The sequence below is a fragment of the Cryobacterium sp. W22_MBD10_FK3 genome (assembly GCF_052113745.1).
Classification (GTDB): domain Bacteria; phylum Actinomycetota; class Actinomycetes; order Actinomycetales; family Microbacteriaceae; genus Cryobacterium.
In genome coordinates, this window is sequence record NZ_JBGQOH010000025.1 from 1 (window position 1) to 20,609 (window position 20,609).

Consider the following 20,609-nt stretch of genomic DNA (forward strand, 5'->3'; position numbering starts at 1 on the left):
GTGCCGGCGGGGGCGGATGCGGCCCGGCCGCGGCCCGGCGCGCCACCGGCGGCCGCGGCGAGGCGGGCGGTGGTGCTCGTGGCGGTGCTGGCAGACATGGCGGCCGATCGTCGGAGGTCGAAGTTTCCTCGACGCTACCCAGCCGACCGGCCCCGCGCACTCCCCGGTGAAACGCAACGTAGCAATTGGGCACCGGGCACGCGGGCGGTGCCGCACCGGTTCGTCGCCAGGAGTTGGGATGATTGACCCATGACTCGAACCGTTTCCGGAGCCCGCGTGCTGATCACCGGCGCCGCCATGGGCATGGGCCGCCTCTATGCCGAGCGTGCCGTCGCCGAGGGCGCACGCGCCGTGATCCTCTGGGACCGGGACGCCGCCGCCCTCTCGGCCACCGCCGCCATCCTCACCGAGCGCGCGGGCGGCACCACCCAGATCGCCCCGTATGTCGTGGACATCGCCGACCTCGGCGCCATCGCGCAGACCGCCCAACGGGTGCGCACCGAGGTGGGCAACCCCGACATCGTGATCAACAACGCCGGCATCGTGCGCGGGTCGTTCTTCTGGGAGCACGACAACGGCGACGACACCCGCTCCACCATGCAGGTGAACGCCCTCGCGCCGATGTACATCACCCGTGAGTTCCTGCCCGCGATGATGCGCAACCCCTACCGTGAGGCCCGCATCGTGAACATCGCCTCCGCCGCCGGCATGCTCTCCAACCCGCGGATGAGCGTCTACGCGGCCTCGAAGGCCGCCGTGATCACCTGGAGCGATTCGTTGCGGCTCGAGCTTGCGCAGCAGGGCTTCGACAACGTGCGGGTGAGCACCATCGCACCCAGCTACATCTCCACCGGCATGTTCGACGGCGCCCGCGGCCCGCTGTTCACGCCCGTGATGACCCCGGAGTACGTGGTCAACCGGGTCTGGCGCGCCATGCTCGCCGGGTCGCCGCAGCTGCTGATGCCGTGGACCGTCGGGTTCTCCAAGAAGCTGCGCGGCGTGCTGCCACTGGCGGCCTGGGACGCCGTGGCCGGCAAGGTGTTCGGCGTGTACAGGTCGATGGACACCTTCGTCGGCCGCCGCTGACCCGAGCCGCAGGGCCCCGAGCCGCTCCCGCGCGCCCGCTCGGTTGACATCGTGCTGTCGTGCGACGTACCATGGAAACGATTCCATGGAAACGATTCCACGAGTCACACCGAGCACCTGCACCATCGCACGCACACACAAGGGAGTGGCCGTGGAAGCCGTAACGATCAAGGACGTCGCCGCCCGCGCCGGCGTGTCGGTGGGCACCGCCTCCCGCGTCCTGTCGGGCAATCCGGCCACCTCGGCCGACACCCGCGAACGCGTCGCCGCGGCCGCCGCGGAGCTGGACTACCAGCCCAACGCCCAGGCCCAGGCCCTGCGCTCCACCCGGTCCACCTCGCTCGGCCTGCTGGTGCCCGACGTGCGCAACCCGTTCTTCGCCGACCTCGCCCACGCCGCCGAACAGGCCGCCCTCTCCGCCGGTTACGTCACCCTGCTCGGCAACGCCAACGAGCGTAACGACCAGCAGGACCGCTACCTCGACACCCTCATCTCCCGTCGCGTCGACGGTGTGATCGTGGCCCCGGTCGGCGACGACCTCGGCCGGCTGAGCGCCCTGATCGAGCGCAAGGTGCCCACAGTGCTCGTCGACCGCACCGTGCCGGGCCTCGACCTCCCCAGCGTCACCACCGACAGCGAATCGGGCATCCGCCAGGCCGTGCAGCACCTCGCCGACCAGGGCCACACCCGCATCGGCTACATCTCCGGCCCGCAGGCCACCTCCACCGGCCGGGACCGTTTCGCCGCCTTCACCCGCGCCGTCGCCCAGGCCGGCCTCAGCCAGGACCCCGAGCTGGTCTACTTCGGTGACTACCAGGCCGCCAGCGGATCGGCCGGTGTGCACGCCCTGCTCGACCTCGCCGACCCGCCCACCGCGTTGCTCGCCGCCGACAGCCTGATGGCCGTCGGCGCCATCAGCATCCTGCACAAGCTCGGGATGCGGATCGGCACCGACATCGCTCTGGTCGCCTTCGACGACATCGAGTGGTTCGCGCTGCTCAACCCGGCGCTGAGCGTGATCGCGCACAGCGTGGAAGACATGGGCCGGATCGCCGTCGACCTGCTGCTGCAGGTCATCGACGGTTACGCACCGGACTCGGTGGTGCTTCCCAGCGAACTGATCGTGCGGGCGTCGTCGGCCACACCCATCCGCCCCTCGACCCAGACCCGGCAAAGGAGCCAGTCATGAACACGCACCCCCTGATCACGCTGCAGAACGTGACCAAGACCTTCGGTCCGGTCACGGTGATCCAAGACGTCACCGTGAGTGTCTACCCCGGCCAGGTGCAGGTACTGCTGGGCGAGAACGGCGCCGGCAAGTCCACCCTGATCAAGATGGTCGCCGGCGTCTACCAGCCCGACGGCGGCCAGATCCTGGTCGACGGCGTCGTCACCAGCCTGCCCAGCACCCGGGCCGCCGAAGAGCACGGCATCGCCACCATCCACCAGGAACTCAACCTCGTGGCCACCATGAGCGTGGCCGAAAACGTGATGCTCGGCCGGATGCCCACCAGGTTCGGCATGGTCGACCGCCCCGAACTCCGCCGGCAGGCCCGCGCCGCGCTGGCCCTGATCGGCCTCGACGTCGACGTCAACATGCCGGTCGGTGACCTCGGCATCGCCAAGCAGCAACTGGTCGAGATCGCCAAGGCGCTGAGCATCAACGCCCGCGTGCTCATCCTCGACGAACCCACTGCCGCGCTCACCCGTCACGAAACCCAGGCCCTCTTCGCCGTGATGGCCGACCTCCGCCAACGCGGCGTGGGCATGCTCTTCATCAGCCACCACCTCGACGAGATCGCCGAAGTCGGCGACACCGTCACCGTCATCCGCGATGGCCACTTCATCGCCGAGGTGCCGGCCTCCACCCCCGAAGACGACCTGGTCAAGCTGATGGTCGGCCGCAGCATCGAGGACCAGTTCCCGCGCCGCGCCGACGAGACCCCGGCGGTCACCGAGGTTCTCGCCGTGACCAACCTCAGCAGTGCCGGCCAGTTCGACGACATCAGCTTCACTGTGCGGGCCGGCGAGGTGCTCGGCATCGCCGGGCTCGTCGGGGCCGGCCGCACCGAACTGATCCGCGCCATCGCCGGCGCCGACAAGTACGACACCGGCACCGTGTCGGTGCGCGGCACGCAGCTGCCCAAGGGCGACATCAAGGCGGCCATCCGGGCCGGCATCGGCCACGTACCCGAAGACCGCAAGGGCCAGGGGCTGGTGCTGGATGCCTCGGTCAACGACAACCTCGGCTACGCCACCCTCGCCTCCAGCGCCAAGCTCGGCCTGGCCGACTTCACCGGCCAACGCAAGCGCGCCGAGGCCGTCGCCGAGAAGCTCCGCATCCGCATGCACACCATCGAGCAGCCGATCCGGTCGCTCTCCGGCGGCAACCAGCAGAAGGCGGTGTTCGGCCGGTGGATCATCGCCGCCTCCACCGTGCTGCTGCTGGACGAACCGACGCGCGGTGTGGACGTGGGCGCCAAGGTCGAGATCTACGAACTGATGAACTCGATCACCGCAGCCGGCGGGGCCATTGTCATGGTCTCCAGCGAACTGCCCGAGATCCTGGGCATGAGCGACCGCATCCTCGTCATGCGCGACGGCCGGCTGTCCGGCGAACTCAGCGCAGCGGATGCCACCCAAGACGCAGTCATGACCCTCGCCGCCCGCTCCCGCGCAGCGCAGCGCTGACCCAGAAGGAATTGAAAACCATGTCAACGACGACCACCACCCGTTCCCCCGAGGCGCCCACCCGGCGCTCCTTCGACTACAAGACCTTTCTGGCCAACAACGGCGCCCTCGTGGGTCTCGTGGTGCTTTGCATCGCCCTGGTCATCGCCACCCCGGACTTCCTCACCGGGCAGAACCTGCTCAACATCGGCATCCAGGTGTCGACCGTGGCGGTGCTCGCCTTCGGCATGACCTTCGTCATCGTCGCCGGCGGCATCGACCTCTCGGTCGGCGCCGTCGCGGCGCTGTCGGCCATGGCGTCGGGCTGGTTCTTCGTCAGCGCCGGCCTGCCCGGCTGGATGGCGCTGATCGGCGGGCTCGTCGTGGGCCTGCTCGCCGGCGTGATCAACGGCGCCGCCAACGCCTACGGCAAGCTGCCCTCCTTCATCGCCACCCTGGCCATGCTCAGCGTGGCCCGCGGCCTCACCCTGGTGATCTCGGACGGCCGGCCGATCAAGACGGCACCCGACGTGTCGTTCCTCGGCAGCAACATCGGCCCGGTGCCGATGCCCATCGTGATCCTGGTGCTGGCGGCGCTGGTCGCCTCCTTCATCCTCAACCGCACCGTGCTCGGCCGCTCCATGTACGCGGTCGGCGGCAACGCCGAGGCCGCCCGGCTGTCCGGACTGCCGGTCAAGCGCATCATCGTCACGGTCTTCGCCCTCGCCGGTGTCTTCGCGGCCCTGGCCGGGCTGCTCCTGGCCGGCCGGCTCGACTCCGCCCAGCCCCAGGCCGCCGCCGGCTACGAGCTGGATGCCATCGCCGCCGTGGTCATCGGCGGGGCCTCGCTCTCCGGCGGGCTCGGCAAGATCTCCGGCACCTTCATCGGCGCCCTGGTTCTCGTCGTCATCCGCAACGGTCTCAACCTGCTCAACGTCTCGTCGTTCTGGCAGCAGGTCGTCATCGGCCTGGTCATCGCCCTTGCGGTGGGCGCAGACGTGCTGCGCCGCAAGACCCGCAACAGCTGACCCCCTCTTTTCCCCTCTCCCCGCCCCACCCAATAAAGGAACCACAATGAAGTCATCCTCCTTTCGTCGTATCGCCGCCGTCACTGCCACGGCCGCACTGATCCTCGCCGGCACCACCGCCTGCGGCCGCGGAAGCGGTGACGAGGCGAGCGGACCGAAGGTCGTGCTCGCGATCTCGACCCTGAACAACCCGTTCTTCGTCGAACTCCGCGACGGCGCCCAGGCCGCCGCCGACGAAGCCGGCGTCGACCTCTACATCGTCGACGCCCAGAACGACTCGGCCACCCAGGCCAACCAGCTGGCCACGGCCACGGCCGGCAGCACCAAGGCCGTCATCGTCAACCCGGTCGACTCCGATGCCGCCAGCGCCTCGGTGAACGCGCTGACCGCCGCGAACATCCCGGTCATCGGCGTGGACCGCACGGTCAACGATGCCGAGCTCACCTCCCTGGTGGCCAGCGACAACGTGGCCGGCGGCAAGCAGGCGGCCGACGAGCTCGCCGCGGCCATGGGCGAGAAGGGCACGGTCATCTCCCTGCAGGGCGTGTCCGGCACCTCCGCCAGCCGCGACCGCGGCGCCGGCTTCGACGAGGGCATCGCCGCCTACCCCGACATCACCGTCGTCGCCGAGCAGACCGCGAACTTCGACCGCGCCTCCGCCCTCGACGTCACCACCAACCTGCTGCAGGCCAACCCCGGCGTCACCGGCATCTTCGCCGAGAACGACGAGATGGCCCTCGGCGCGATCCAGGCCCTCGGCGCCCGCGCCGGTTCCGAGGTCTCCGTCGTCGGCTTCGACGGCACCGCGGATGGCCTGACCGCCATCTCGGACGGCTCGCTCTACGCCACCGTCGCGCAGCAGCCCGCCGAACTCGGCCGTCTCGCGATCGAACTGGCCGTCAAGGCCATCGCCGGCGACAAGGTCGAAGCCACCGTTCCCGTCGACGTCGTCGCCGTCACGAAGACGAACGTGGGCGACTTCTCCAAGTGACCCCGACAACCACAGCCCCGGTCGCCGGGGCGGCCGTGACCGGAGCGGGCCTGACCGGTGTCGTGGTGGTCGGCTCGATCAACGCCGACCAGGTCACCACCGTCCAGCGGCATCCGCTGCCCGGCGAGACCCTGATCGGCACGTCGATCGCAGTTCTGCCCGGCGGCAAGGGCGCCAACCAGGCCGTCGCCGCGGCGCTGCTCGGCGCCCGGGTGAGCATGGTCGGCGCGATCGGCCTCGACGGCCAGGCCGCCGCGGCCACCGTGCTGCTCGAATCCGCTAACGTCGACCTCACCCACGTGCGGGCCGTGGACGGCCCCACCGGGCTGGCCGTGATCACCGTGGCCGACGATGGCGAGAACACCATCATCGTCATCCCGGGGGCCAACGCCGCGGTGGATGCCGACGTCGTGGGCCAGAGCGCCGGCCTGATCGCCGGCGCGGCCGTGCTGGTCCTGCAGGGCGAGATTCCGGCGGCGGCCAGCGCCGCCGCCGCCCGGCTGGCCGGCGGACGGGTGGTGCTCAACCTCGCGCCCGTGATCGAACTGGACCCGGAGACCGTCGCGGCCGCCGACCCCCTGATCGTGAACGAGCACGAAGCCACGCTGCTCCTGGCCCAGCTCACGCCCGGCACACCGGCGCCCGCGTCGGACGCCGATGCGGTGGCCCGGCTGCGCGCGTGGGGGGTGACCTCGGTCGTGCTCACCCGCGGCGCCCTCGGCGCAATCGTCTCCGATGCCGACGGCACGGATGCCGTGCCGTCACCCGTCGTGGTCGCGGTCGACAGTTCCGGCGCCGGCGACGCCTTCGTGGGTGCGCTCAGCGCCCGGCTCGCCGCCGGCGACACGCTCCGCGAGGCGGCCAGGCTGGCCGTGCGCGTCGGGGCGTTCGCCGTGCAGTCCCGGGGAACGCAGCCGTCCTATCCGCACGCCGGCGACGTGCTCCCCGAGGTTCTCGCCGCATCCGCCACCCCCACCGCCACCGACCACAACGAGGCACACCCGTGAAACGCACCGGCATCCTGAACGCCGACCTGAACGCGGCACTCAGCCGCCTGGGCCACGGCGACATCGTTCTCGTGGGAGACTGCGGCATGCCCGCGCCCGCGGGCGTGCCGGTGATCGACCTTGCCCTGGTGCACGGTGTTCCGCGCTTCGAGCAGGTTCTCGACGCGCTGCTGGGCGAACTCGTCGTGGAACGCTGCGTGGCGGCCGAGGAGGCCAAGGGCACGGTGGCCCAGGAGTGGCTCAGCGAGCGCTTCACCGACATCGAGTACATCGGGCACGGCGAGCTCAAACGGCTCTCCGGGTCGGCCCGCGTGTTCGTGCGCACCGGGGAGGCCACGGCCTTCGCCAACGCCGCCCTCGTGTGCGGGGTGCCGTTCTAGGCCGTTTCGAGCCGACTTAGGCAAGCCTTTCCATGCCCTGATCAGGCAGATTAGGCAAGGCTTTCCACGCTGGCGGGGTCGGCGAGAGGTGCCTATGGTGACTCTATGGCCACCCTCTCGCCCCCCTTCTTCGCCCCGGCCGGCACCCGGTCGGCGGATGCAGCAACCCGCGCCGGCGCCGCGCCTGCCCCGGCCGCATCCAGCCTGGCGAGCCGGCTCAACTGGCTGCGGGCCGGCGTGCTCGGCGCCAACGACGGCATCGTCTCAGTCGCGGCCATCGTGGTCGGCGTCGCCGGGGCCGGCGGCAGCACCCCCGCGATCGTCGCCGCCGGCGCGGCAGGACTCGTCGGCGGGGCGATTTCGATGGCGCTCGGCGAATACGTCTCGGTGAGCAGCCAGAGCGACAGCCAGCGCGCCATGATCGAGAAACAGAAGCGCGAACTCCTCGACGACCCGGCCGGCGAACTCGACGTGCTCACGTCGCTCTATGAGGAGCGCGGCCTGGCCCCGGCCACCGCCCGCCAGGTGGCCGTCGAACTCACCGCGAAGGATGCCCTCAAGGCGCACCTCTCCCTCGAACTGAACATCGTCGAGGAGGATGTGGCCAGCGCCTGGCACGCGGCCGGCGCCTCCGCCCTGGCCTTCACCCTCGGTGCGATCCTGCCCCTGCTGGCGATCCTGCTGCCGCCGGAGGGCATCCGCGTTCCGGTGACCTTTGTCGCCGTGCTGGTGGCCCTCGCCCTCACCGGAGCGCTCGGCGCCCGGCTGGGCGGCAGCCGGCTCGCCCGCGCCACCGTGCGCGTGGTCACCGGCGGCGCCGCGGCCCTCTTCGTGACCTGGCTGGTCGGCACCCTGCTGGGTGTGTCGGTCTTCTAGCCGCCCGCGAGTTGCTCGAGAGTCCCCCTTCCCGCGCTCCGAAGGGGGACATTGCGGCAACTCGTGAGACGGCCCGCCCGCGAGTTGCGGAAAAGTGCCCCTTCGCGGGGGCCCATGGGGCATTTTGCCGCGAGTCGGCGCCATCCGACAACGTTTCTCAACGTACGACCCCGCGGCACGCGCGGCTGGACGTACAGCTAGACCAGGGCGAGCAGCCGCGCGGCGCCCACCAGGCAGGCCCCGGCGACGGCGAAGAACACCAGCACCCAGAACAGTCCGGGCAGACGGCTGAGCCGGGCCAGCTGGTCGGCGTCCGAGGCCTGCCCGCCGCGGCGCGACCGGGTGACCTGCAGCTCCACGACCGTGCGCAGCGCCCCGATCAGCAGGAACGCGGTGACCAGCAGGGCGAAGATGCTCTGCACGGCGGGCGAGCCGAACCAGGTGACGGCGAACACCAGCGCACCGGTCACGGCCACCGACCAGAGCCCGAACCAGTTGCGGATCTGCACCAACAGCAGCGCCAGGGCCGCGAGCAGTGCCCAGAGCAGGCCGATGTCGTGGCCGCGGCCGAGCATCCAGGCCGCCCCGAGCCCGAGCAGGGCCGGTGCTGTGTAGCCGGCGAGCAGGGTGAACACCATGCCAAGTCCACGTGGCTTGCCGCGACTCACGGTGAGGCCTGAGGTGTCCGAGTGCAGCCGGATGCCCTGCAGCCGGCGGCCGCCGAGCGCCGCGACGAGCCCGTGGCCGCCCTCGTGCACGATCGTGATGCCGTGCCGGGTCAGCTTCCAGGCTGGGGGAACCAGCACCAGCAGGGCGGCGGCGGCGATGGTCAGCCACACCGTCAGGGCAGGCAGTGGAGCGTTGCTGGCCGAGACGCGGGCCCAGAATTCGACGAGCAGATCCATCTCAGCAGGCCGCGGCCATCACCATTTCCACATGCCGCTCCGAGGAGCGACGAGGGTCGGCGATGTACTCGCCGCTGGGCCTGGCGCCGTTCTTCTCATAGAAGCGGATGGCACGGTGATTGCTCTCGTGCACGTGCAGATACACCTGGTCGAGGTGATGCTCGTCGATGACCCAGGTGCGCACCGCGCGCAGGAGCTGCGCGGCCACACCCGTGCGACCGCGGTAGCTGGGGTCGACCCAGACCCCCACGAGATTGGCGCGGACCGGGCCGCCGACGGGCAGCTCGCCCGGCTCGTAGCTGGGCGGGCCGGAGGACACGAAGGCGGCCATGGTGCCCACCCACTGCTCGTCGGTGGTGCGGGCGACGACCTGGAAGCTGCCGGGTTCGGCGTTCCTGGCACCGCGCGCCCGCCAGTCGGTCTCGGTGAGCGCGAGCGCGGCGGCGAAGGATTCGAAGAAACCCAACGGGAAGTTCGCGATCGAGCGGAGGCGAATATCGCGGAGGCCCGCCCAGTCGTCGGCCAACGGTCGATAGAGCCCCACTTCGCGGGGCGCGGCGGGCGTTCGTATTTCGGCCATTCATGGAGGCTAGTCGTGTTGCGTGACCAGCGGGACCCTTTCCGGGGGTGCTCGGTGCGATCCGTGCCGGCCGCACGCCCGGCGATAGTGTCGGGGGATGGACCTCGTCGCGTTCCCCACCCGGGTCATGCTCATGGCCGAGTACGGCGGCATGCTCCCCCTGTGGGATAGGTCGCCGTCGCCGGACCTGTGGATCGGCCCGTTCGACCGCGGTGTGCTCGGGCTCCCGGCGGAGCTGGAAACGCGGCTCGTGCGGTGGAACGAGAGATTTGAGAATCTTCTGGGCCCGACGCAGGAATGGCCCAGCGCCGAGGAACACCTCGCGTTCGTGACCGACGGCCACCTGCTGGCCGCCGACGTGCAGCGTGCGTTCGGCGCGGCCGTGCTGGTGCTCTATCTCGAGGCCGACAGTGAGCTCTCCCGCGCCGTCCGGGCCGAGCCAGAGAATGCCGGCGGGTGGGCGGCGGTCTCCCAGACCGGAGCCGCCTTCTCGCCCGCCGGACCCCGGGCTCGCACCATCGTGCAGCAGATGTGGGACATGCCCGAGGCCGCGTTCGCCGCTCTCACCCGCACCGTCGACCTGGCGGCGCTGCTGTGGCAACCGGGCCGGATGCCGACCCGCATCCTGCTGCGGCCGCAGGAGGAGGCGCTGCCGCTTCTGGACCGGTCCGCGCTGGCCGGGCGCCCCAGCGACCGGTTGGATCCGGCGGTTCTGGGTCTCAGCGGCGACCTCGTCGACAGGCTCCACGACTGGAACGACCGATGGCGAACTGCCGCGCATCGGCACCCTGCCGGGCCCGGTGCGCCGTGGCCGCTGGACTATCTCGTGGAGGGCCACCTGCTGGCCGCGGACGTTCAGCGCGAGCTGGGTCCGCGGCTGCCGGTGCTGTTCCCGGAGGCCGATGCGGCCCGGTCGAGGCCGTCGGTCGAGATGGCGCAGTTCATCGAGCGGCTGCGAGCCCGGGGAACTCCCTCAGGCGGGTGAGGCCGGCCGCTCGAGATACTCGGCCAGGATGCGGGCGTGGTTGACATGCGGATCCCTGGCGCCATAGAGCAGGGTGGTCGGTCCGGCCGCCGCGAGCTCGCGCAGCTCCGCGACAGCCCGCACCGTGGCCGGCTCCCCATCGAGTTCGGCCCGGTAGCGCACGGCGAATTCGTCGAGGCGCTCCGCATCGTGGCTCCACCAGCTGCGGAGCGCCGGCGACGGGGCCACGTCCTTGAGCCGGGCATCCAACCGGGCGTGGTCCTTCGTGACGCCTCGCGGCCAGAGCCTGTCCACGAGCACCCGGCGGCCGTCGTCATCGGCCACGGCGTCGTAGATGCGCTTGATCCGGATGGTCATGAGCCGGCCTCCTCGCGGCGGCGCTCGCCGAGTGCCCTGGCGGCGCTCACCTCCGGCCGCAGGTCGAGCCGGCGCAGCAGCTGCGCGTTCACGGCCACCACCACCGTCGAGCCCGACATCAGCAGCGCGCCCACCTCCATGGGCAGCACGAAGCCGATCGGGGCGAGCACCCCAGCCGCGAGCGGCACCGCGAGCAGGTTGTAGCCGGCCGCCCACCACAGGTTCTGCGTCATCTTGCGGTAGCCGGCCCTGGAGAGCTCGATCACCGAAAGCACCGACCGGGGGTCGTCGCTGGCCAGGATCACCCCGGCCGAAGCGATCGCCACATCCGTGCCGGCGCCGATCGCGATGCCCACGTCGGCCTGCGCCAGGGCCGGGGCGTCATTGACCCCGTCGCCCACCATGGCCACCCGGTGGCCCTCCCGCTGCAGCGCCGACACGGCGGCGGCCTTTCGGTCGGGGTGCACGCCGGCGAAGACCCTGTCGATGCCGAGTTCGACGGCCACCGACCTCGCCACGGCCTCGGCGTCACCGGTGATCATCACAACGGCCACGCCCAAGGCGTGCAGGGCGTCCACGGCCTCCCGCGACTCCTGGCGCACCTCGTCGGCCAGGCCGATGGCGCCGACCACCCGGCCGTCCCGCAGCACGTGCAGCACGATGGCGCCGTCGGCCGCCCAGGCGCCGGTGGCGTTCAGCGGCTCGGCGTCGTGCCGGCTGAGCAGGCTGGGCCCGCCCACCGACACCTCGTGGCCGGCGACCGTGGCGGTCACGCCCACGGCGGTGACTGCCCTGAACCCGGTGGCCGGGGGAACCGTGAGGGCGCGGGTGCGTGCCGCGGCGACGATGGCCTTCGCCAGCGGATGTTCGCTGTCGCCCTCGACCGCGGCGGCCAGCGCGAGCACCGTCGCGTCGTCGAACCCGGGCGCCGGCTGCAGCTGGCTGACCACCGGCTCGCCCCTGGTGAGGGTGCCGGTCTTGTCGAAGAGCACGGTGTCCACGGTGCGCATGCTCTCCAGGGCCAGCCGGTCGGTCACCAGCACCCCGCCGCGCGCGGCCCGCTCCGTGCTGATCGCCACCACCAGCGGTATCGCCAGGCCCAGCGCGTGCGGGCAGGCGATCACGAGCACGGTGATGGTGCGGGTCACGGCATCCTCGGGGCTGCCGAACAGGGTCCAGGCGATCGCGGTGAGCACGCCGACGCCGAGCGCGAACCAGAACAGCCAACCGGCCGCCCGGTCGGCGAGGCGCTGCGCCCGTGACGACGAAGCCTGCGCCTCGGCCACGAGACGGCGGATGCCGGCCAGCGCGGTGTCGTCGCCGACCGCGCCCACCCGCACCCGCAGGGCCGTGTCGGTGGCAACGGTGCCGGCTACGACCGGAGCGCCGGGGCCGCGGCTGACCGGCCGGGACTCGCCGGTGATCATGGACTCGTCCACCTCGGCGGTGCCCTCTGCGACCCGGCCGTCGGCCGGGATCCGGCCGCCCGGCCGCACGATCACCAGGTCGCCCACGCGAAGGTCTGCGGGAGCGACGACGGTGACCTCGTCGCCATCCACCCGCTCGGCCGCGTCGGGCAGCAGCGCCGCCAGGGACTCGAGGGCCGAGGAGGACTGCGCCAGTGAGCGCATCTCGATCCAGTGGCCGAGCAGCATGATCACGATCAGCAGGGCGAGCTCCCACCAGAAGTCGAGCTCCATGGCCAGAAGCCCCAGGCTGGCACCCCAGGAGGCGAGGAATGCCACCGTGATCGCCAGCGCGATCAGCAACATCATGCCGGGGGAACGCTGCCTGAGCTCGCCCACGGCGCCGGTGAGGAACGGCCGACCGCCCCAGACGTACATCACCGTGCCCAGCACCGGGGAGATCCACGGGGTCCAGGCGGTGTTCGGCAGGTCGTAGCCGAGCAGCGCCGCGAACATGCCGCTGAAGCCCACGACGGGCACGGCCAGCACCAGCATCGCCCAGAACAGCCGCCGGAACGCACCGACGTGGTCGCCGTGCCCGGCGTGGCCCATGGCGCCGTGGTCCATGGTGCTGTGGTCCATCCCGCCATGGTCCATGGCGCCGTGCTCCATCCCGCTGTGGTCCATCGCGCTGTGGTCCACCGGGCCCGGAGCGAGCCGGTCGCCGGGTGCCTGGGTCGAGGCGCCGTGGCGCTCGTGGCGGGAATCTGAGTGGGAAGCCATAACCCCCAACCTATACCCCCTAGGGGTACCAGGCAAGGGCCGGAACGGGGCTACCGTGGAGCAAAACCACCGGTGCACGTGCACGTGCACGGAAAGGGGCCAGGATGATGTGGGGATACGGAATGAACTCGGCCTGGCTGTGGCTCTATGGGCTCCTGTCGCTGATCGCCGTGGTGATACTCATCGTGTGGACCGTGCGGGTTTTCCGCGACGACGCGTCGAGCCCGGTGGGTCCAAGCCGAAGCGACGCGCGGCGCATCCTCGACGAGCGCTACGCCCGCGGCGAGCTCACGACCGAGCAGTACCGCGAACAGGTGACCGAGCTCGGCGACACGCCCTGAGCGGGTGGGCCGTCAGCCCAGACGGATGATGGCCGCCAACAACTCGCCCGGGAGGGGACGGTCGGCGAAAATGACCCGTTCGAGCGCGATGCTGTGCGGATGCGGGGGCGCTGTGTCGGCGCCGGCCAGCGGCGTGCCGTCTGGTTCCGCACCCGGCAGCCCGCGCCCGCTCCACACCCGGGTGAGCCCGATGCGCTCGAGCACCCGCACCGAGGCCAGGTTGGCGGCCAGGGCCCTGGCGGTCACCGGGAACGTCGAGGCCCGGGCCACGGCGAGGGCCGCCGTGGCCGCCTCGGTGGCCAGACCGACTCCCCAGCTGGCCGGGGTCAGCCTGTAGCCGAAGTTGCGCGCGCCGCACTCCATCAGCGTGGCCGAGGCCACCCCGATGATCGACCCCGCCGGGAGGTTCGTGCCCGGCAGGTCGCTGCGCAGCCGGATCGTCCAGCGGCCCAGGCCGGAGGCGGCCCAACTGCGCTCGCTCTCGTCGACCATCCGGTCGGTCTGAGCGAGGGTCGTGTGCCGGCCGGAGGGCAGGTGCCGCCAGGTGTCAGGATCGGCGTAGATGGCGTGCACGCCGGCCAGGTCTGCCGCGGCGAGGGGATCCAGCCGCAGGCGCGCGGTGACGAGCGACTCGGCGGCACTGAATTCGGGCATGGCCCATGCTGTCACGGCGCGTCGGCGACCGGTGCCGGTCACCGCAGCGCGGAGATCTTGAGCGCCACCGACTTGAGGTTCTGGATGCGCTGCTCGTAGCGTGCGGCGAGCACGATCAGCAGCACGCCGCCGATGCCGAGCCACAGCCACCACTGCACCGAGACGTAGAGCAGGGAGATCCACGGCCAGAGCTGGGCCAGCGCGTGCACGAGCAGCACCGTGGCGCCGAGCACGAACGGAGCCTGCAACCGCCTGGCGGTGCCGAGCAGCAGCACGGCGATGGCGACGACGCCGAGACCCACCACCCGCCAGAGCGGGCTGAAACTCAGGTCGAGCAGGAGCGAGGGCACGAGCAGCAGCAGGAGGCCGGGCGCGAGTGCCGGCCAGCTGCCGGCGGCGGGAACCCGTTTCAGGTGCACCATCCCGGCCGCCACGAGAGCCAACGCCAGCGGCACCGTGCCGGCCTCCACGGGATCCGGCACGTCGCGCAGCAGCCCGGCGCCGAGCATCCCGGCGGCGCTCGCGAGGGCCACCCAGGCGATCATCCGGCCGAGGACGCTGCGGTCGCCCCAGAACGCGGCCAGGAACACCGCGGAGAACACCCAGACGCCCAGCATCACTCGCACCGTGGCCAGCGGCGGGTAGCCCAGGGCCACCGCCTCGGTGAGGGCAGTGCCGAGCATCGCGACGACGACCAGGCCATAACCGCCGCGGAGCGGCAGGCTGGTGGCATCGGCGGAATCCGTGCTGCGGGCAACCCGAATGACGCAGGCTCCGATCATGACCAGCAGGGCCGCGGCAGGCAGCAGCCAGGCCTCCAGCTCGCCGGCGGGCCCGGCGGGCACTCCGGGCATTGCCACTATGCGGAGGCCCGCGGTGAGCAGAACGATGACGGTGCCGACCAGGCCGGCCGGCCAGGCCAGAACACCCGAGCGCGCCCGCGGCAGAAGAAGGGCACCCAGGATGCCCAGGGCCCCGCCGATCGTCAGGCTCAGCACCGCCCGCAGCACGGTTCCCTCTGCGCCTAGCACGGCGCTGGGCAACAGCGCCACGGCCAGGCCCGCCGCGAGACCGGCCTGCGCCACCGGTCGTGCGACGACGGGGGCCGCGGTGTCGGGAGCCCGGCCGATGACCCGCAGGGCGATCAGCTGCCCCACGACCAGGGCGAGGCCCAGCGGCACGGTGCCGAGCTCAACGGGGTCGAGCAGGTCGCGGCCGAGGGCAGCGAGCAGCACGAGGAACCCGGCGGCGATGATGAGCCAGGCCAGCAGAGCACCGGCGCGGCTGCGATCGACCCAGCGCACGGCCACGTGCAGCACGGCGAACAGCACGATCAGGACGATCGCCCGACCCTCGGCATATGCGTTGACCGGCAACGCGGCCGTTTCGGCACCGAGGATGCCGGCAAGGGCGGCGATGACGAGGCCGTAGCCGAGCAGGCGTCGCGGCCCGACCGCTGCGGTGAGGACGTCTGACGCGGCTGGCGCCGCAGGCGAGGCGGCAGCATCCGCATTGACGCCCGCGCCGACCGCTACCGACTGTGCCCGCGCCGGTGCCCCGGCGATGATCAGGTAGCCCGCGGTGATGAGCAGCAGGGCGGCCGGCAGCAGCCACGCCTCGAGGCGCCAGTCCGCGCCCGTCGGGCTCTGCAGCACCAGCCGGATGCGGCCGGCCGCGGCGACGACCACGGCCACCGCGCCCATCAGCACGCCGGGCCAGGCCACAACCTGCCAGCGCGGCCGGGCGAGGAGCAGGGCGCCGCCGAGGGCGAGGATGCCGCCGACGGCGAGCACGAGCACCGGCCGCAGCAGTGTTCCCTGGGCGCCCTCGAGGGCGCTGGGCAGCAGGGCGAGGGCCAGGCCAACGGCCAGCCGGGCCTGCAGCGCGATGCCGGCTTCGGGCCGCGCGCTCGCCGCCGGGTCTCGGGGCGCCCCGATGAGCCCGGCGGCCAGCAGCTGGCCCAGAACCAGCGAGATCCCCAGCGGCACCGTCGTGAGTTCGATCGGGGTCGGCAGGCCGTAGCCCTGGCCGGCCACCAGGGCGTCCAGGCCCGCGGCCCAGCTGCCCCAGGCGAGCAGGCTGCCCGCCACGCTGCGGTCGAACCAGCGCACGGCAACGTGCAGCACGGCGAACAGGCCCACCAGGGCGATCACGCGCCCCTCGGCGTAGGGCGTGAACGGCAGGGCAGCGGTTTCAGCGCCGAGAATGCCCAGCAGGGCCAGGCCGACGAGCCCGTACCCGACGCCCCGGCGCCGAGCCCCCGCCCCAGCGGCCGTGCCGGCGGTTGTCCTGGGCGTGACCGGCGTCTGCCGGATGATGATGCCGCCGGCGACCACCAGCAGCAGCGCCGCCGGCACCAGCCAGGCCTCGAGGCGCCAGTCGGGTACGGCAGCGCCTGACGTGAGCGCGAGGATGCGCCCGCTCGCCGTGATGACGACGGCGGCGGCGCCCACGAGCACGCTGGGCCAGGCGAGCAGGCTCCACCGGGGACGGCGAACCAGCACGGCGCCATAGATCGCGAGCAGGCCGCCCACGGAGAGCGTGAGCAGTTGGCGTACGGCATCGTCGGTGAGGCCGGCAGCGGTGAGCGTCGTGGCGCCCGGCCCGGCCGCCACGACGGCGCTGGGCAGCAGCGCGAGCGCGAGCCCGGCGCCAAGCCACGCCCACGCGGGGCTCGTGGCCGGCGCCGTTCGGGGGCTTCCGGGCCGGGCTGTGACGAGCTGCCCGGCGACCAGGGCGAGCCCGACGGGAACCGTCACGACCTCGAACGGGTCAACCGCGCCCGCGGCGATGGCGGCCCAGGCGGCGAAGCCGGCCAGCACGATGCTGGTCCAGGCCACCACGGCACCCAGCGGCACTCGGGGCAGCCCAAGCGCCAGCACGTGCCCGGCCGCCAGCACGGCGACGAGGGTGATGGCGCGCGTGGCCGCCGGCGTCGAGGTGTCGAGCGCGGCGATCTGCAGAACTGTGAGAGTGACCAGGGCCACGATCACCAGCGCAACACCGGCCCGGTCCCTGGCCAGGCGGGTGCCGGCATCCGTCTGACGCACAAGCAGGAACGCGGCCATCATCGTGAGGAGCACGGCAGGCAGCAGCCACGCCTCGAGCAGCGGGCCGGGGGTGCCCGCGGCGTTCACCAGGCGCAGCGCCCTGGCGATGGCCGTGCTGAGCAGGCCGAGAACACCGGCGAGCCCGGCCGCCGCCAGGTAGGCCGACCGGGGCGGCGTCCAGCGCAGCAGGGTGGCGCCGAGGAGCAGCACTGCGGATGCCGCGCCGACGATGACCGGGCGCACCGGTGAGCCGGTCTGGCCGCTCAGGGCCAGGGGCAGCAGGGCCACCGAGAGGCCGGCGAGAGTGAGCAGGGCGGCGCCGGGGCTGGCCGTGACGGCGCGGTCGATGCGGCCGTACCGCCAGAGCAGCGCGGCCAGCAGCAACAGCAGGCCGGCCAGCGGCAGAACGTAGGCCTCCACGGGGGTCGTGCCGGCGCGGGCCAGGCCCCACCAGAGTCCTGCGGTGCCCGCGACCAGCGCGAGCCAGCCCAGATGGCGGCGCCAGGAGCGGGAGGCGAACAGGCCGTCGGAATCGATCGCGGTGAGCAGCAGGGCCACCGCGGTGAGCAGCAGCACCAGCCAGCCGAGCCCGGTGAGGCCCGGGAGCAGGAAGACGGAGGCGAGCACCACGGCGGCACCGATTTCCAGGCCGGCCGAGGAGCGCACCCGAGTACCGGTGCCTCCGGCCGTGCCGTCGGCGGTGTCGTCGGTCGTGCGCACGACGGTGCGGAGCACGAGGGCGAGGGCGACGGTGACCAGGGCCGCGATCGGGGCGGCGAGCACCGCGACGGTGGCGGATGCCCGGGTGAGGGAGATCAGGTCCACGGTCAGGGCCAGCGCGGCCGGGGCCACCAGCAGGGCGCCGACGAACCGTTCCCAGCGGAGGCCGCTGCTCGGAGTCAGCGTCCACAGCAGCGTCGCGGCCACGATCAGCGCGGCGGCCAGGATGCCGGCGACGGGGAGTGCCGCGGGGATCGTCGCCCTGTCCACCGCGGTGACGCCGTCGATGAGGCGCCCGGTGGGCAGAACGATGCCGAGCAGGGTGGGCGCGAGCAGGGTCCAGAACGCCCAGCGCCGTTCGGGGTCGGTGAAGCGGCCGATCCGGCCCTGAGCCACGAGTACCTGAAGCAGGCCGGTGACCATGGCGACGGCGAGGGCCACCTGGAGCCAGAGCACGGCGGCACCGGGTGGCGCGGCGAGGGTGAGCGCCTCCGGCGCGGCGACGGCGCCGATGAGGGTGAGCACGATGGCCCCGGCGAGCAGGATTCCGCGACCGCCGGCCTGGGACTCTCGGTGCAGCAGCAGCCGGGCGACGAACACCGTGAGCACGGCGGACAGCGTGCCGAGCCACCAACTGGTGCTGCTGGCCCAGCTGATCGAATAGCCGAGCGCTTCGGCGGCGACGAAGAACGTGACCAGCGCCGGCCGGTAGCCCTGGATCGGCAGGCCCCCGGTGCGGGCGAGCAGAAGAACCGTGAGGGCGACCGCGCCCAGCAGCAGGTAGAGCGGCAGCACCAGCCAGAGCCACTGTGTGAAGGGCACGGCGAGCAGCACAACGACGAGGCCGAACCAGGCGAGCACGCGCAGGCGCGCCGTGAGGACCGCGCCGGCCCGCCAGAACCCGGCCACCAGCACGGCGACGCCGGCCAGGGCCACCAGGGCCCAGGTGCTGACGTCGCTGACCAGGGCAACGGGATCGCCCGACCTGGCCAGGGCGGACACCAGGGTGCTGGCCAGCGGTGCGGCGGCGATGGTCAGCACGAGCAGGCCGATGGCGGCCGACAGCCCCGCCCCGGTGAGTGCAGCGGTGAGCAGGGCGGTGCGCGCCGGGCCGGCGGACCGCCGTCGCCAGGCCAGTTCCAGGGCCAGGGTGAGCGTGGCCGCGACCAGGAGCGGCAGGATCACGAGCAGGTTGGTGTCTTCGGTGCGCCAGGCGTAACCGCTGACGCCGAGTATCACGGCCAGCGTGGCCAGGCCGGCGGATGCGTGAGCGAAGGTCCGGTAGGCAGCATCCGACCAGCGACCGGTGAGGACCGCGAGCGTGTGCACGAGCGCTAGAGCGGCGACGGCGCCGAAGCCGAGCAGGGGAGCGGCCGTGCTGTCGGGAGCCACGAGACCGGCGGTCAGCGCGGCCGTCGCCAGGGCGAGACCGGCCAGCGCGACCAGGGCGATCCGCTCGGCCAGGCGGTCGACGGAGGGCCAGAAGGCGCTCGTACCGGGCAGGGTGAACCTGTGCAGGAGGGCGCCGGCGGCGGCGCCCGAAGCGGCCAGGAACAGCCGGGTGACTGGTTCGGCGTCTGCCGCCAGCCCGGCGGCAATGAGTCCAACGGCCGGCGCGGCCGCGGCGAATCCGGCCACGCTGGCCACCCGAAGCGAGGACAGCGCGTGCCAGAGCAGGAACATTCCGGTGCACACGGCCAGCGTGATGCCCCAGAAGAGCAGACCGTCGGCGTCGCCGAAACCGAAGAGGTTGTTCTGCCGCAACGCCCAGGCGTCCAGGAGCACGAGCACCACGGCCAGGGCGCCGATGCCCTCGGCCGTGCTGACGAGGTTCTTGCGCCGCAGCAGCCCCGCCGTGGCCAGCATGGCCAGGGTGAACAGGCCCACGATCGCCGAGCGCACGGCGAGGCCGGCGACGACGAAGGCCACGGTGAGGAAGACGATCGCCGCGACCGAGACCAGGGTGACGCCCACCAGCAGCAGCACCACCTGCACGCTCGAGCGCTTGTGCGGGGCCGGTGCCGCCGGCTCTGCCGGAACCGGCCTGACCGGCGGCGTCGGCAGTGTCGGCGGTGTGTTGGCGAACGGAGCCAGGACCGGCGGAGTGAACGGTGCCGGTTCGGCGGGGGCGGCCACTGTGGAGGCGGCCGGGGACGCGGCGGCGATGCTGACAGTGGGCTGCGCGGCGGCCTGCGCTGCGGCTTGCGCCGCGGCCTGGGCGGATGCCTGAGCGGCGGCCTGAGCGGCCCGTGCCGCATCCGCCTCGGCGATGCGCCGGGCCTGAACCTGGGCCTGCGCCGTCCGTTCCGCCGTGGCGAGTCGCTCGGATTCCGCCGCCCGCGCCGCGACCTGCTGCACCAATCGCCTTTCGGCCTCGGCCGCCTGGGCCGCAGTGGCCTCGGCCACCTCGAAGCGAATCTGCCCGATCAGCTCCACCCGCTTGTTCAGGGCGGCGGCGGCATCCGTGGACGCCGCGAGCAGTTCGCGGGCGGCCGGGTGGCGCAGGTCGAGCCCGCACGACGCACAAACCGGCCCGGGCAGCGTGCTGCGGCAGGCCGGGCACAGCGTGGTGTCGGTGAGGTCGGCCGAACTGCGTGGCCAGAGAAACCGTCCCGCAAACTGCGCGAAGTCGCGAATAGACCTGCTCTGTGACATCAATCCCCCTGATGAATGGTGCGGCCTCCACAGGCTACTGGTTCACTGCCGAACCTACGGAGGTTGTGCACAGGCCGGCCCCCAGTTCGGGGCGGTTGACGGTGTGTCATTGACGCGGAGTCAATCACGCGAGTA

16 protein-coding genes are annotated in these 20,609 nt (G+C 72.3%); 10 read left to right on the forward strand and 6 right to left on the reverse strand.

Features of this window, described 5'->3' with window-relative positions:
- Window positions 1-249: 249 nt before the first annotated feature.
- The 8 genes from ACEN2M_RS16765 to ACEN2M_RS16800 all read left to right on the forward strand — a co-directional run bounded on the left by ACEN2M_RS16765 (window position 250) and on the right by ACEN2M_RS16800 (window position 8,038).
- Window positions 250-1,086: an SDR family NAD(P)-dependent oxidoreductase gene (locus ACEN2M_RS16765; RefSeq protein ID WP_441649282.1), complete on the forward strand. Its 837-nt coding sequence runs from the start codon at window positions 250-252 to the stop codon at window positions 1,084-1,086.
- Between the two features lie 151 nt (window positions 1,087-1,237).
- Window positions 1,238-2,275: a LacI family DNA-binding transcriptional regulator gene (locus ACEN2M_RS16770; RefSeq protein ID WP_441649283.1), complete on the forward strand. Its 1,038-nt coding sequence runs from the start codon at window positions 1,238-1,240 to the stop codon at window positions 2,273-2,275.
- The gene (locus tag ACEN2M_RS16775) at window positions 2,272-3,777 is read left to right on the forward strand and encodes a sugar ABC transporter ATP-binding protein (protein WP_441649284.1); all 1,506 of its coding nucleotides are present in this window, start codon (window positions 2,272-2,274) and stop codon (window positions 3,775-3,777) included. Before ACEN2M_RS16770 ends, ACEN2M_RS16775 begins: the two co-directional genes overlap by 4 nt.
- A gap of 20 nt (window positions 3,778-3,797) precedes the next feature.
- Entirely contained in the window at window positions 3,798-4,784 is a 987-nt protein-coding gene (locus ACEN2M_RS16780; protein WP_441649285.1) for an ABC transporter permease, read from the forward strand.
- 46 nt (window positions 4,785-4,830) lie between these two features.
- Window positions 4,831-5,775 (forward strand): substrate-binding domain-containing protein, encoded by a 945-nt coding sequence (locus tag ACEN2M_RS16785; RefSeq protein ID WP_441649286.1) that lies wholly within the window; start codon window positions 4,831-4,833, stop codon window positions 5,773-5,775.
- Entirely contained in the window at window positions 5,772-6,782 is a 1,011-nt protein-coding gene (locus ACEN2M_RS16790; protein WP_441649287.1) for a ribokinase, read from the forward strand. Before ACEN2M_RS16785 ends, ACEN2M_RS16790 begins: the two co-directional genes overlap by 4 nt.
- Window positions 6,779-7,162 (forward strand): D-ribose pyranase, encoded by a 384-nt coding sequence (gene rbsD, locus ACEN2M_RS16795; protein WP_441649288.1) that lies wholly within the window; start codon window positions 6,779-6,781, stop codon window positions 7,160-7,162. Before ACEN2M_RS16790 ends, rbsD begins: the two co-directional genes overlap by 4 nt.
- 105 nt (window positions 7,163-7,267) lie before the next feature.
- Window positions 7,268-8,038, forward strand: a complete 771-nt coding sequence (locus ACEN2M_RS16800; RefSeq protein ID WP_441649289.1) for a VIT1/CCC1 transporter family protein — start codon at window positions 7,268-7,270, stop codon at window positions 8,036-8,038.
- A gap of 197 nt (window positions 8,039-8,235) precedes the next feature.
- Here ACEN2M_RS16800 and ACEN2M_RS16805 read toward each other — a convergent pair whose 3' ends face one another.
- A complete protein-coding gene (locus ACEN2M_RS16805) occupies window positions 8,236-8,943 on the reverse strand; it encodes a M50 family metallopeptidase (protein WP_441649290.1) in 708 nt (235 codons plus the stop codon).
- 1 nt (window position 8,944) lies between these two features.
- On the reverse strand, window positions 8,945-9,523 hold the full coding sequence (locus ACEN2M_RS16810) for a GNAT family N-acetyltransferase (protein ID WP_441649291.1): 579 nt from the start codon (window positions 9,521-9,523) through the stop codon (window positions 8,945-8,947).
- A gap of 97 nt (window positions 9,524-9,620) precedes the next feature.
- Here ACEN2M_RS16810 and ACEN2M_RS16815 point away from each other — a divergent pair, with 97 nt between their 5' ends.
- Window positions 9,621-10,508, forward strand: a complete 888-nt coding sequence (locus ACEN2M_RS16815) for a hypothetical protein (protein WP_441649292.1) — start codon at window positions 9,621-9,623, stop codon at window positions 10,506-10,508.
- Here the strand turns inward: ACEN2M_RS16815 and ACEN2M_RS16820 are convergent.
- Window positions 10,497-10,865, reverse strand: coding sequence for a DUF488 domain-containing protein (locus ACEN2M_RS16820; protein ID WP_441649293.1), 369 nt, complete (start codon window positions 10,863-10,865; stop codon window positions 10,497-10,499). The two genes, ACEN2M_RS16815 and ACEN2M_RS16820, sit on opposite strands and share 12 nt — an antisense overlap.
- Entirely contained in the window at window positions 10,862-13,054 is a 2,193-nt protein-coding gene (locus ACEN2M_RS16825; RefSeq protein WP_441649294.1) for a heavy metal translocating P-type ATPase, read from the reverse strand. The genes ACEN2M_RS16820 and ACEN2M_RS16825 overlap by 4 nt, the downstream gene beginning before the upstream one ends.
- A gap of 122 nt (window positions 13,055-13,176) precedes the next feature.
- Here ACEN2M_RS16825 and ACEN2M_RS16830 point away from each other — a divergent pair, with 122 nt between their 5' ends.
- On the forward strand, window positions 13,177-13,395 hold the full coding sequence (locus ACEN2M_RS16830; protein WP_441649295.1) for an SHOCT domain-containing protein: 219 nt from the start codon (window positions 13,177-13,179) through the stop codon (window positions 13,393-13,395).
- A gap of 12 nt (window positions 13,396-13,407) precedes the next feature.
- On the opposite strand, the gene ACEN2M_RS16835 is transcribed toward ACEN2M_RS16830, so the two are convergent.
- Together ACEN2M_RS16835 and ACEN2M_RS16840 are read right to left on the reverse strand one after the other, a co-directional pair.
- The gene (locus tag ACEN2M_RS16835) at window positions 13,408-14,049 is read right to left on the reverse strand and encodes a GNAT family N-acetyltransferase (protein WP_441649296.1); all 642 of its coding nucleotides are present in this window, start codon (window positions 14,047-14,049) and stop codon (window positions 13,408-13,410) included.
- Between the two features lie 38 nt (window positions 14,050-14,087).
- A complete protein-coding gene (locus tag ACEN2M_RS16840) occupies window positions 14,088-20,474 on the reverse strand; it encodes an SCO7613 C-terminal domain-containing membrane protein (protein WP_441649297.1) in 6,387 nt (2,128 codons plus the stop codon).
- Window positions 20,475-20,609 lie beyond the last annotated feature (135 nt).

Coding starts and splice junctions, on each gene's coding strand:
- ACEN2M_RS16805 (WP_441649290.1), bottom strand. CDS start 8,943: ATGGATCTGCTCGTCGAATTCTGGGCCCGCGTCTCGGCCAGCAACGCT.
- ACEN2M_RS16820 (WP_441649293.1), bottom strand. CDS start 10,865: ATGACCATCCGGATCAAGCGCATCTACGACGCCGTGGCCGATGACGAC.
- ACEN2M_RS16840 (WP_441649297.1), bottom strand. CDS start 20,474: ATGTCACAGAGCAGGTCTATTCGCGACTTCGCGCAGTTTGCGGGACGG.
- ACEN2M_RS16810 (WP_441649291.1), bottom strand. CDS start 9,523: ATGGCCGAAATACGAACGCCCGCCGCGCCCCGCGAAGTGGGGCTCTAT.
- ACEN2M_RS16780 (WP_441649285.1), top strand. CDS start 3,798: ATGTCAACGACGACCACCACCCGTTCCCCCGAGGCGCCCACCCGGCGC.
- ACEN2M_RS16815 (WP_441649292.1), top strand. CDS start 9,621: ATGGACCTCGTCGCGTTCCCCACCCGGGTCATGCTCATGGCCGAGTAC.
- ACEN2M_RS16835 (WP_441649296.1), bottom strand. CDS start 14,049: ATGCCCGAATTCAGTGCCGCCGAGTCGCTCGTCACCGCGCGCCTGCGG.
- ACEN2M_RS16800 (WP_441649289.1), top strand. CDS start 7,268: ATGGCCACCCTCTCGCCCCCCTTCTTCGCCCCGGCCGGCACCCGGTCG.
- ACEN2M_RS16785 (WP_441649286.1), top strand. CDS start 4,831: ATGAAGTCATCCTCCTTTCGTCGTATCGCCGCCGTCACTGCCACGGCC.
- ACEN2M_RS16830 (WP_441649295.1), top strand. CDS start 13,177: ATGAACTCGGCCTGGCTGTGGCTCTATGGGCTCCTGTCGCTGATCGCC.
- ACEN2M_RS16765 (WP_441649282.1), top strand. CDS start 250: ATGACTCGAACCGTTTCCGGAGCCCGCGTGCTGATCACCGGCGCCGCC.
- ACEN2M_RS16825 (WP_441649294.1), bottom strand. CDS start 13,054: ATGGCTTCCCACTCAGATTCCCGCCACGAGCGCCACGGCGCCTCGACC.
- ACEN2M_RS16775 (WP_441649284.1), top strand. CDS start 2,272: ATGAACACGCACCCCCTGATCACGCTGCAGAACGTGACCAAGACCTTC.